At 40.2% G+C, this 12506-nt stretch carries 9 protein-coding genes; 4 read left to right on the forward strand and 5 right to left on the reverse strand.

Annotated elements, in window-relative coordinates; translation table 11 throughout:
• Positions 1 to 72 precede the first annotated feature (72 nt).
• The 3 genes from H6G69_RS24385 to H6G69_RS24395 form a co-directional block, all read right to left on the reverse strand.
• Complete coding sequence (locus tag H6G69_RS24385; protein ID WP_190691705.1) at positions 73 to 1182, reverse strand: hypothetical protein; 1110 nt, start codon at positions 1180 to 1182, stop codon at positions 73 to 75.
• A 182-nt stretch (positions 1183 to 1364) separates the two neighbouring features.
• A complete protein-coding gene (locus tag H6G69_RS24390) occupies positions 1365 to 2192 on the reverse strand; it encodes an alpha/beta fold hydrolase (RefSeq protein ID WP_190691706.1) in 828 nt (275 codons plus the stop codon).
• 313 nt (positions 2193 to 2505) lie between these two features.
• Positions 2506 to 3231, reverse strand: coding sequence for a 1-acyl-sn-glycerol-3-phosphate acyltransferase (locus tag H6G69_RS24395; RefSeq protein ID WP_190691707.1), 726 nt, complete (start codon positions 3229 to 3231; stop codon positions 2506 to 2508).
• Positions 3232 to 3605: 374 nt separating this feature from the next.
• Between H6G69_RS24395 and metG the strand changes: the two genes are divergently transcribed.
• The 3 genes from metG to lptC all read left to right on the forward strand — a co-directional run bounded on the left by metG (position 3606) and on the right by lptC (position 7274).
• On the forward strand, positions 3606 to 5207 hold the full coding sequence (gene metG / locus H6G69_RS24400) for a methionine--tRNA ligase (RefSeq protein ID WP_190691708.1): 1602 nt from the start codon (positions 3606 to 3608) through the stop codon (positions 5205 to 5207).
• A 172-nt stretch (positions 5208 to 5379) separates the two neighbouring features.
• Complete coding sequence (locus H6G69_RS24405; protein WP_190691709.1) at positions 5380 to 6012, forward strand: NYN domain-containing protein; 633 nt, start codon at positions 5380 to 5382, stop codon at positions 6010 to 6012.
• Entirely contained in the window at positions 6009 to 7274 is a 1266-nt protein-coding gene (lptC, locus tag H6G69_RS24410) for an LPS export ABC transporter periplasmic protein LptC (protein ID WP_190691710.1), read from the forward strand. The genes H6G69_RS24405 and lptC overlap by 4 nt, the downstream gene beginning before the upstream one ends.
• Positions 7275 to 7441: 167 nt before the next feature.
• On the opposite strand, the gene H6G69_RS24415 is transcribed toward lptC, so the two are convergent.
• Positions 7442 to 8761: a D-alanyl-D-alanine carboxypeptidase gene (locus tag H6G69_RS24415; protein ID WP_190691711.1), complete on the reverse strand. Its 1320-nt coding sequence runs from the start codon at positions 8759 to 8761 to the stop codon at positions 7442 to 7444.
• Positions 8762 to 9313: 552 nt separating this feature from the next.
• Between H6G69_RS24415 and H6G69_RS24420 the strand changes: the two genes are divergently transcribed.
• Positions 9314 to 9598, forward strand: a complete 285-nt coding sequence (locus H6G69_RS24420; RefSeq protein WP_190691712.1) for a DUF427 domain-containing protein — start codon at positions 9314 to 9316, stop codon at positions 9596 to 9598.
• A 570-nt stretch (positions 9599 to 10168) separates the two neighbouring features.
• Here the strand turns inward: H6G69_RS24420 and H6G69_RS24425 are convergent.
• Positions 10169 to 12325: a polyribonucleotide nucleotidyltransferase gene (locus H6G69_RS24425; RefSeq protein WP_190691713.1), complete on the reverse strand. Its 2157-nt coding sequence runs from the start codon at positions 12323 to 12325 to the stop codon at positions 10169 to 10171.
• Between the last annotated feature and the right edge of the window lie 181 nt (positions 12326 to 12506).

A 12506-nucleotide genomic window follows, 5' to 3' on the forward strand; every position in this document is an offset into this window, starting at 1 on the left:
CTAGGTATTAATCCTGAGCAATTTGAACAGGAGTAGAGGCTGGGGACTGGAGGCTAGAGACTAGTCTTGGAATCAGACTTCAGTAGTGTCAATGTCAAATTTATTGACGATCGCATTAATTATTTCTTGTTCTAGTTCTGTAGTTTGCTGGTCGAATTGAGCAATTCTTTGGCATTGTGCCAACAGTGGGATCGCAAAATCACGGTTGAGTTGATTGAGGAGTGTATCTAAAGGTTGGGGTGATTTGATATTGTTGGCGATCGCATCTAGGGAATTGGGGCTGAGGTTCAATGCTTGCAATTGTGGTATAATTTCTTCCCAGGTTTTTTCGGGATGGCTAGCGAGAATCATGTGAACTAGGACTTGATCCATGATTGCTTGTTGAGCGATCGCATTTTCTAAGTAATTTTCACTTTCTGCTTTCAGTGTTGCCAAGGTTTCTTTTGATGTCAGAGAAACTGATTCATCTAGTTTGGCTTCGTAAAAACGACAAGCAGCATAGCCTAGAGAATAGCTTAAGGCTGCATTAGAACTAGTAGCAATCATCGCTCCGGCAAATGGCACGTTTCGCAGCAACGCCAGACCAGCTGCTTTTAATAAACGATTACCTCCCAACCCCAAACCAAAAATTGTTAAAACTTCACCTTTCCTCGCTGGGTCTTTTAAATCTAAGTCGTAAGCCGCCGCAATTTGATACAGCATTTCTGACTGTAATTTCATGGTTGCAGCTAAATCAACCGCAAACAACGCTGCTGCTACCCCTGGTAAAATGCTACTAGCAAATCCAATTCCTCCCGCTTTGGTAGCTGTATCTAGCATAATGCGGTGAGAAATTTCGCTAGGCGATTCCTGCGGATACTGTTGTTTGAGTTTTTTGACTGTAGCGGCTGCTGTTTCTAAGTCAACATTTTCGCTAGCACCAATTAGCCAATTTAGATTTAAAAAACCCGATAGCTTTTTGATCAGCCAATTTTGATTGAGAGAATCAATTAACTCACCCGTACTTTGAGTAGCTTGGCTAAATAATTTATTTGTCTGTTGTGCTGCTGCTAACCCAAATTCAAAGGCTGTATCGACAAATGTTTTGCTAGTTGTTGCCCAAGCGTCGAATAATGATGAATTTTCTGTAGATGTTTGGTGTGTAATTTCTGCTTCTGGTTGTTGCTGAGGTTCGTCTGCCATTGTTTTGACAATATTTTGCTAAATCTGTCTAGTCTGGTTTTAGCGAAATTTAGGGCAACTGTTCCTCTACCAACAAGTACAAATTTTCCATTGCCATAGGCATATTACAGCCATTAGTATAAATGCTTTGATTCAGATTGGCTAATTTTTGGGCAACTCAGTCTCGTTAAGTCAACATTTTCTTAACCTACTTTGCCAACTTGCATCTGAGGAATAATCTGAGCTTGGGTTTCTAAAAAGTTATTCTGTTTGAGAATTTCATAGAGACTCACATCTTTTTCTAGCAAACAGGCGTGGCCACTATTGGGTAGAATGAACACCTGAGAATTAGGTAGAATATCAGCTATCCGTCTGACTTCGGTAACAGAGGGTAAAAGCCGATCGCTTGCACCAGCAATTAGCAATACTGGTTGTGTTAGGCGGCGTAATTGCTCATCATCCACTACAAATTCTCTTAATAAAGCCAACCGCCAGTTAACTGTTGCTGATGGTACAGAACGCATAGTTTTTAGCAGTTCGTGGCGATCGCTTCTGGTTATGCGTTCTAATGATGCCAAAAATGGCAGTAATCCCAATGCACCAATATTATACAACGATTCTGGGACTAGGTACGATAGTTGAGATGCCCAGTCTAAAAAAGGTAGCAACCGAAACGCTGAAGCTGGATTAATTAAAATAATGCGTTTAAATAAATTTGATGCTTTCGTGGCTACTTTCATCGCCAAGCAACCACCAAAAGATTCGCCACACAGATAAACTGCTCTTTGCGAACTTTTTTCTAATTCTGCATGAATTAAGTCCAGCACATTTTCGGTTAATTCTTCCCAACTCGTCAAGTCTTGTCTGGGGATCGCCAAGCAGCGAACATCAAAGCCTGATTCTAGCCCAGATGTTTGCGATCGCAATAATTCTCCAGTGCCATCCATCCCTGGTAAATAAACAAATAGTGGATACTCTGGCTGGAGTCTTTTAGGAGTTAGAAAACATGGCTTTAGTTCAACTTCTGGCATTGTCAAATTTCAATTTCCTTGAGGATTTTAATTGATATACTTGCGTTTAAACCTTCTTTTAATTTAGGCTATCTTTGACCCTTTCTATGCCGCTTGTGTCAGTCAAAGTCTGTTAGAATAAGAAATTAGTTAATAAAAACTTATTGCCATATAAAACATACCTTTTATAAATATCAATTAATCTTATATGGTGAGCTTTTCAGTCAACATTGAGCAAGATATATCAATAATCAGCAAAAAATTACAATTATTCTCATGAGAAATTATCTAAAATATATCTAATGATTGATTTTATTTTGCCCTGCTTGCGGCATTAATAACAACCTTGGCGTAGCAAATTAGCTATTTCACTGTGACAGTGTTCAGTTAGCTCAGATACAACATTTTTTGCTTGTTTTCCATGATATTGAAGTTGATGATCTTTTGTAATCCAGTAAGGCCGACCCACTAACACAGCTACTCGTTGATATATAACCAATGGATGCCACCCATATTGATTAAATAAAGGTTCAGAAGGGTCAAATAAACTCAATAATTTCAGGGGAAAAGCTGTGGTGTTGACTTCTTCTAAAGAGGCGATCGCAATTGGTAAAATTGCTAAATCTGGTACACCCGATCGTAAAGCTAAATGAGCAAATCCTCGCTGAAATTCCCCAACTACAGATGCTTGAGTTGACTGCACCATCGGTTCAGCACCTTCAGGAAAAACCCCCACCATCTGTTTTGACTGTAATAGCATCTTTGACTGGGCAAAGAAGCTTTGCTGACGGTTTACCACCGCTTCTAAAGGAAAGCAACCTAATTGTCCCGTGACAATTTCCCGCAGAATTGGTACTTGTCCCATATAGTGATGGCAAGCAAAACGAATCGGACTCGATAACGCTGCCATTAAAATCATGGCATCCATAAAGCTGCGGTGATTGCTCACTATTAACAAACTTGCATCACGAGGAATGCGATTCTCGTAATAGCGAAACATTCTTGTAGAAAAACTTGCCAAGATCAAGCGAGAAACGTCCAGAGGACTATTTAGACTCATATCTAAATATATTTTTGGGAAAATTTCGTAGTTTATCTTGAATTAATTTTTACATTTCTTTACTAGGAACACGACCATCTTAGGATAGAAATGTCATATCCACAAAAGCAGATGTTTTTTCTATGTTTAGAGCGGTGTATTTTTAGGCACAATAATATGAGATAAAAAAACATTACAAAAAGATATTAACTGTTAATTTCCGTTGAAATTACAAAAAATAGCAAGATTTGTACTTATTCAAAAACATTCCTGAACTCGATAAGTTTGCTAATATTAAAGTGAGGTTTGAAAAAGCGATAGTAATGTTATATAATTGCGTGGTTTTGCCGTCATAAGTAAGTAAAAAAACGTTTTAATAATTTATTTTATTCTGCATGAACTTAGTGGATAAAACAAACAAGACATTTGCACTGACAACACCCCTTTACTATGTAAACGATGTTCCTCATATTGGCAGTGCTTATACAACCATTGCCGCAGATGTAGTGGCTAGATTTCAAAGGTTATTAGGTCATCGTGTCCTGCTAATTACAGGTACAGATGAACACGGACAAAAAATTCAACGTTCGGCTGAAGCTTTAGGCAAAGCACCCCAAGATTTTTGTGATGCCATTGTCCCTAGTTTCATGAGCCTATGGGAAATATTAAACATTCAATATGATCGCTTTAGTCGTACAACAGCCCCACGTCATGAAGCTATAGTCAAAGAATTTTTTGGGCGAGTTTGGGAAAAAGGTGATATCTACCAAGGACAACAAACAGGTTGGTATTGTGTATCCTGTGAGGAATTTAAAGAAGAAAGAGAATTATTAGAAGGGCATCGTTGTCCGATTCATACCAATAAAGAAGTTGAGTGGCGAGACGAAAAAAATTATTTTTTTCGTTTGTCTAAATACCAAACTCAGCTAGAAGAATTTTATCAATCACACCCAGACTTTATTCAGCCTGCTAGCCGCCGTAATGAAGTTTTAAGCTTTGTCAGTCAAGGTTTACAAGACTTTTCCGTTTCTCGGATTAATCTCGACTGGGGTTTTCCTGTACCGACTGATCCGCAGCATACACTGTATGTCTGGTTTGATGCGCTGCTAGGTTATGTTACAGCCTTGTTAGAACCCGATGCCGAACCAACCTTAGCCAACGCCTTAGCCACATGGTGGCCGATTAACTTGCATTTAATTGGTAAAGATATTCTGCGCTTTCATGCAGTTTACTGGCCAGCAATGCTACTGTCAGCAGATTTACCACTACCGCAGCGAGTGTTTGGACACGGGTTTTTGACTAAAGATGGCCAAAAAATGGGTAAAGCACTAGGTAATACCCTCGACCCAGTTGCCTTAGTCAAGAGTTATGGTAGTGATGCGGTTCGTTATTACTTCCTTAAGGAAATCGAATTTGGCAAAGATGGCGATTTTAATGAAAGTAGATTCATTAATGTTCTAAATGCAGATTTGGCAAATGACTTAGGTAATTTGCTCAATCGTTCCTTAAACATGGTGAAAAAATACTGTGCTGGCAATGGATTGACAATTACAGAGGAAACAATTGCTGCTGACAGTCCTTTAAGGACAATTGGTTTAAGTCTAGGGGAAGAGGTACAACAAGCCTATGAAACACTAGCTTTTAACCAAGCCTGCGAAGCTATCCTGTCGTTGGTACAAGCCGGGAATAAGTTTATTGATGATCAAGCACCTTGGTCATTATATAAACAAGGACAGCAGCAGGAAGTAGAAAAAGTGCTTTACGCAGTTTTAGAATCTGTAAGGCTTGCAGCTTATCTTTTATCACCAGTTATTCCTAATATCAGTAGCGACATTTATCAGCAACTCGGTTTGGGAATTAACTTTAACGAGCAAACTAAAACAGCGATCGCAGCCCCATTTTCTATTCATTCTAAATGGGGGATACTATCTAATAAACAACAGTTGGGTAATCCTCAACCAATCTTTAAACGCATAGAATCTCCTAAAAAAGATTAGTTTTTTTAATCTCTTTCAGAACATTTTCTAATCTCTCAAAAATCTCAAAAAATTTATCGGGGCTAAACTTAAATAACTAGCTCCGGAAAATTATCATAAAACACTCTAACTAAAACTCAAAGTTGGAAATTTGTATCAAAAATAACAAGATAAAAATTGAGGTATGACAACAATGTTGAATAATTTAGAAAACGACTCGATATTCACTCCCGAACAAGTTTTAGAGAATCGAGGTCGAGTTGCTATATTTATTGATGGCTCAAATCTATTTTACGCTGCTTTGCAATTAGGAATTGAAATCGATTACACCAAGTTATTGTGTCGTTTAACAGGTGGTTCTCGACTGTTGCGGGCCTTTTTCTACACAGGTGTAGATAGAACAAATGAAAAGCAACAGGGTTTTTTGTTGTGGATGCGGCGCAATGGTTATCGCGTCATTGCTAAAGATTTAGTACAACTACCAGATGGTTCTAAAAAAGCCAACTTAGATGTCGAAATAGCTGTTGATATGATGGCTTTAGTCGATTCTTATGATACTGCTGTGTTGGTGAGTGGTGATGGCGATTTAGCCTACGCTGTCAATTCTGTGAGCTATCGTGGTGTAAGGGTAGAGGTTGTGAGTTTACGCTCTATGACCAGTGATAGTTTAATTAATGTTAGCGATCGCTACATTGATTTAGAAGCTATCAAAGAAGATATCCAAAAAACCCCACGCCAAAGTTATCCATATCGTCCTCTGACAAGTATGGGTTTTTTGGATGACCCCACAGACCATGACGGACATTTAGAAATTCAAGATACATGAAGCATCAGCAAGGCTGGCAGATAAAAAAAACAAATTTTAGATTTATGGGGGGAAAAAACAATCAATCCCCCCAATTTCATTACTTTCATTTTTGGAGTTTCATTCAAATTAAAACTAATTGGTATTACCTACCTCTAATTTTAGTTATCATGATGACTTTAGGAGCTTGTGGAGGTAAATTTACAGCCTCTAATCAAAATAAGCAAAATCAGTCATCAGGAGATTCGGACAGTAATTTAACTTTTTTTGATGTGACTCTAGAACAAGCTGATGAAGCCGGAAAACCACTTTGGAAAGTTAAAGCAAAACAGGCAAAATACACCAAAGAAAAACAAATTGGTCAAGCGGAAAATCCTTATGGAGAACTATATCAAGATGGCAAAATAGTCTATCAAATAAAAGCAGACCAAGCAGATATTGAACAAGACGGTAAAAGACTATTTCTCAAAGGTAGAATATTTGCAACAGACCCGAATAACGGGGTAGTTTTGCAAGGTAACGAAATGGAATGGTTGCCTAAAGAAGATTTATTGATTGTCCGCAATCAAATTAATGGACAGCATAAACAGTTACAGGCAGTAGCGCAAGAAGCACGAGTAAAAACTAGGGAACAAACAGTAGATTTTTCTGGCAAAGTTATCGCCAACTCTACCGATCCCCAGCTGCAAATGCGAACTGAACATTTAATTTGGCAGATTAAACAAGAAAAATTAATTGGCGATCGCCCGTTACAATTTGATCGTTATAAAAATAATCAAATCACAGATCGCGGTCGCGGCAACGCAGCCGAAGTTAACTTAAAAACCAAGATTGCTACTATTAAACAAAATGCCCAAGCAGATTTACTCGACCCACCAGTGCAGATACTAAGTAACTCTCTGGCTTGGGATATGAATACAGAAAATGTCAAAAGCAATTCGGCGGTACGCGTATTTCACCGGGTAGAAAAGCTGGTTGTGACAGGTAATCAAGGTGAAATGAGAATACCGCAAAAAACAGTTTATTTAGCAGGTAATGTTAACGCTGTTGGGCAGCGCCGCCAATCTTTAAAATCACAAAATCTCACCTGGTACTTGGATAAAAAATTATTAGAAGCACAGGGAAATGTAATTTATAAACAAGTCGATCCGCCTTTAACTTTTAATGGCGACACCGCTGTAGGTAATCTCCAAACAGAGAACATCGTTGTCAGTGGTGGTAAATCAGGTGGCCGCGTGGTGACAGAGATTATTCCTCAAGAGTCAAAGGTCAATCGTCAATAGTAATTGTCTTTGATTGATAAATCACTTATGAGGTAGGGAATAGGAAATAGCTGACCAAAACGGGGTGTAGGTTAGAGGTTGTTTTCCCACAACCCATAGGGTACAAGCCCCTGCTTTTAAGTATGAGATTCCCTACACCCTACACCCGTTGCGCCACACCCTTTTCATTAACTTCTCAACACAATCTCCATCCGACTAGGTGAACCTAATTCTGGTAGAGAGTTAGCAGGTGAGTGTGGAGTAATAGCCGGGGGAATTTCTGGAGAAACTTGTAGCTGTTTAACCAGACTTTGCAATAGTTTGTCTTGTTCTAGGCGATAATTGGATACATAAGGGCCGCGGTTGAGAATCGCAAACCAAACCAAACCACGATCGCGTGTTGGCATTACACCAGCTAAAGCACTCACATCCCGGAGAGTACCAGTTTTCATAACTGTCCCAACAGGCATATGTCGAGAATGCAATGTTCCCCGATGGTCAAACCCAGACATCGGAAACAAGTCTGACAAATTCAGTTGATGTGCAGATGCTAGCTGTTGAATAGTCATTAACATGGCACAAACAGCCCTAGGCGAAATGCGATTTTCTGGGCCTAGTCCAGAACCATTAATTAATTGAATTTCTGACTGAGGTACTCCAGCAAGACTAGCGGCTGTTGTTTGGACTACACCTGCGCCTCCTACTGACTCTGCTAACATTTCTGCCATTTCGTTATTGCTGTAAACATTCATTTCTTTGAGCAATTGGCGCAAAGGCAAGGATTTATGACGCACTAGTAGAGTTTGTTGCGGCGGTTGTGGTGCAACTTTAATTGTCCCAGCGATCGCCACATCCGGCTTTGGTGTACCCTTGGGCATGATGGAGTGAATATACATTGCCGGACGAGTCCAACTTTTATAATTAAGTGCTTGCTTCACCATCTGACCTGCAAGTAGGGGGTGACGCTGAAAATTCATCGCAAAATTGCCAGTAATTAGCAAATTGCCTTTTACTTGCTTAATACCCATTTTATTAAGTGTATTCCCAAGAGCGATCGCTTCTTCCCAAACAAACATCGGGTCGCCACCACCGTTAATTACTAAATCACCTTGTAATACACCATTAACTACTGGCCCTGTAGTTCCAATTAAAGTTTCAAATTGGTGGTCTGGCCCCCAAGTTTTTAAAGACACCAAAGAAGTCGCCACCTTAGTTAAAGAAGCCGCAGGTAGAGGAGTTGTACCTTGGTGATTAGCCATTAACACAGGCCCCGACTGTAACCAAATACCTTGGCTTTCAGTTAAATTTTGCGCTACTAACTTAGATTTTATTAAACCTTGTAAATATTGTTTTACTGTATTAACCCCTGCTGGATTAGGATCAGGAGCGAGAATCAAGCTAGGATTACCTTGCCAAGCCAATGCATCTAAGGCTTCATAAGGTTTGATTTGCACTCCAGCCATTTCTAGCCATAGAGAAACCAAACCCGAACTCAATAATTCCAGCATATTTTATTCCCCAATCTCCTCTAGGATGTGATCAATCATTTACTGTGCTAAATATACAAGCTTTTTTATAGTCATCAGCATTGGGTAATCATAACTGGTCTTTTTCTAATCTGGTAGTAGGTGGAAAAATATTTTTTGATAATTGCTAATCTTGCTCTTGCTAATATTCAGCCTCATCAAAATAGTCAGTATAAACTTCCTAGTTACAGTACAAAAATTTATACCAATATGTATGGTGATTTTCAGGAAAATATTTCTATATTAGTTTTATGAAGTGCTACTTTTATGAGAAATTTTTACTATTTAATTATTGCCGAACTGTGCATTTTTAATACCAGATTAAAATTCGTTTAAATGAGCATTTTTATTTATCTGGATTATGCGGTAGCGATCGCCAAATTTTCCCTATCTAGAAAAAATATCACATTCATCCATATCAGATAAATTACCTCTAAGACGAGGAACTTCTGGCGGCTTGGCAAGAAAAAGAACACACTACCCACTCTAAAAGTGTCAAAATATTATTTGTATCATCTACCCATAAAATCACTTATGCCTAAAGCAATTTGGAACGGTGCAACTTTAGCACAAAGCGATAATACTGTAGTTGTGGAAGGCAATCATTATTTTCCTCCCGACACAATTAACAAGCAGTATTTTCAAGACAGCAACACACACACCACTTGTCCTTGGAAAGGTGTTGCTAGTTACTACAGTATCGAAGTCGATGGACAAGTTAATAAAGACGCTGCTTGGTACTATCCTAGTGCCAAAGAAAAGGCAAAAAATATTGAAGGTTACGTCGCTTTCTGGAAAGGCGTAAAAGTTGAAGCTTAATCTTAGAGGTTGGCGATTAGAAATCGCGGCTACACAGACAAAACCCACCTTCGTGGGTTCAAAAACCTTGATTTTTCATGAGTCCGTGCAGGTGGTCACTGAGCTTGTCGAAGTGCGAACTTTGTTTGTGTAGTAGCGAATTATATTCGCCCAAAACTTTTAAAACATCCTCTTAAATGACTGAGGCTGATTTGCTGAAACTGTTGATTTTTAAAGTTTCAGCAAATCATTTTTTTATGTAACTATACCATTTCACCAAAAACTTTGATGTATAGCAGTCGAAGTATAGATAAAAACTATGTTGATGGCTGAACGTTTTGATGATACTGAGTTCTTCCTCAGTGGTTAGCACTTTGCTATGTTACTCATTCAAGCTGAATTTTATAGAGTAGTTCCGTAGCAGTTACCACAAATCTACGTCCTACTCCTTTCCCTACCCTAGCTAATATAACCGCGAATGTCTTTGTTTGGCTGATTTTCTGCCCAAAATTAATTCTTCAAGAAGCTACGGCGATGCCTACAACAAAGGCATCGCGGATTTTAGATAATATCTAAAATCCCAAACCGATTTTATCGATTTACTGCCGCAGCTTCGCGCGCCGCAGCTGCTTGATCTGGATGGATACCTAAGCGTGTGAGATTAATGCGTCCTTTACCGTCAATCTCACGCACTTTAACGATCACTTCATCACCAACTGCTACTTCATCTTCAACTTTGCCAACGCGATAATCAGCTAGTTGAGAAATGTGGATCATCCCTTCTTTACCGGGTAAAAATTCCACAAATGCGCCAATTGGGATTATTCGAGTTACGCGCCCTGCGTAGACATCGCCTTCATGCAGCTTGCGTGTCATCCCTTGGATGATATTCCGCGCTTTCTTGGCTTTGATTTCATCGACAGCAGATATGGTAACAGTACCATCATCTTCGATGTCAATTTTTGCACCAGTTTCCTCGGTAATGCCTTTAATTGTCTTACCGCCAGGGCCGATGACTAGACCAATCATGTCTGGATCAATCTTAATTGTCAGCAGGCGTGGAGCATAAGGCGATGTTTCTGTGCGTGGCTGGTCAATAGTTTGCAGCATTTTTTCTAAAATGTGCAACCGCGCTTCTTTCGCTTGGTGAATCGCTTGGGCAATGGTTTCTAAAGACAGACCAGAGATTTTCATATCCATTTGTAAGGCTGTAATCCCGCTATCTGTCCCAGCAACTTTAAAGTCCATGTCACCGAGGAAGTCTTCAATGCCTTGAATATCCGTTAAGACGCGGACTTCATCACCTTCTTTAATCAAACCCATCGCTGCACCGCTAACGGGTTTGATAATTGGTACACCAGCATCCATCAAGGCGAGGGTGGAACCGCAGACTGAACCCATCGAGGTAGAACCGTTAGAAGAAAGTACTTCCGATACAACCCGAATCACGTAAGGAAATTGTTCTTTGGGTGGCAGGATAGGCAAAATTGCCCGTTCTGCTAAAGCACCGTGACCGATTTCGCGTCTACCGGGTGCGCGTAATGGCTTGGTTTCGCCCACAGAAAAGGGTGGGAAGTTGTAATGGTGCAGATAACGTTTGGATTGGTCGGTTTGTAGGTCATCATTGAGGTTTTGGGCATCTCCGGGAGTACCAAGGGTACAGTTGGATAATACCTGAGTAAGTCCGCGATTAAATAAACCACTACCGTGAACCCGCTTGGGCAACACACCTACTTGACAAGAAACAGGACGTACTTCATTTAGCTTGCGGCCATCAACACGCACGTTATCTTCAACGATTTGACGGCGCATGAAGTATTTAGTGATTTCTTTAAAAGTTTTGCCCAGTGCTTTGGGGTCAGCCGTAGCTGCGATGCGAATTGCATCTTCTTCTGGTAGTTCAGCGATCGCCGCTCCGATGGTATCTTTAACTACATCTAAAGCTGCATCACGTTCAGGTTTTGTTAATTCAAATTGAGCCAGAATTTTCTTAATCTCGCTGCTAGCGCGATCGCGAATATAATTTTCTAGCGTCTGGTCTACCTCTGGAGGTGCTTGTTGAACTATTTCCAGACCTAGTTCTGCTACTAAATCTAGTTGCGCTTGGATTAAATCTCTGACTGCTTCGTAGCCAAAATCAATTGCTTCGATAATATCTCGCTCTGGCAGCTGATTGGCTCCAGCTTCCACCATGATTACGCCTTCTGGCGAACCAGCCACAATCAGGTCTAAATCACCAGCTTCAATTTCTGCGTATGTAGGATTGATAATGAAGTCATCTCCTACTAAGCCTACACGTACGGCAGCCATTGGCCCGTTAAAGGGAATTTGCGCAATCAAAGTAGCGATGGAAGCACCTGTGACTGCTAAGACATCGGGTGGTACTAACTCATCCATTGATAAAGTTAAAGCCACAATTTGCAGATCATCCCGCAACCATGAAGGGAACAGAGGACGTAAAGGACGGTCTATCAGCCGACTGGTGAGAATCGCTTTTTCTGGTGGACGACCTTCCCGACGCATAATCCCACCGGGAATTCTACCTGCTGCATAAAGTCTTTCTTCGTAATCTACCGTCAGGGGAAGAAAATCAATGCCTTCTCTGGCTTCCGATCTCGTAGCTGTTACCAAAACAGCTGTGTCCCCTGATTCTATCAAAACCGACCCACCAGCCTGGGGAGCTAGTAGGCCCAACTTCAGTCGAATATCCCGTCCATCAAAGGATATTGACTTTTCAACTTCTGCCATTCAGTTTTTTTTCCTTCTATGCACGCTATTCTCTCTCTGTGGCAATCCTAACATTTATGCACTCTGGCTGGCTTTTGTTACATACAAAGAGCAACAACTCTGAGAAAGCTAAATGCAATACACTTTTGCTAGTTAGTTAACAGTAGATTTGACTGCTCGATTTTTTGTTAGGCTTGCCACA

Origin of the sequence: Nostoc sp. FACHB-110 (genome assembly GCF_014697425.1) — a bacterium.
GTDB lineage: Bacteria > Cyanobacteriota > Cyanobacteriia > Cyanobacteriales > Nostocaceae > Nostoc_B.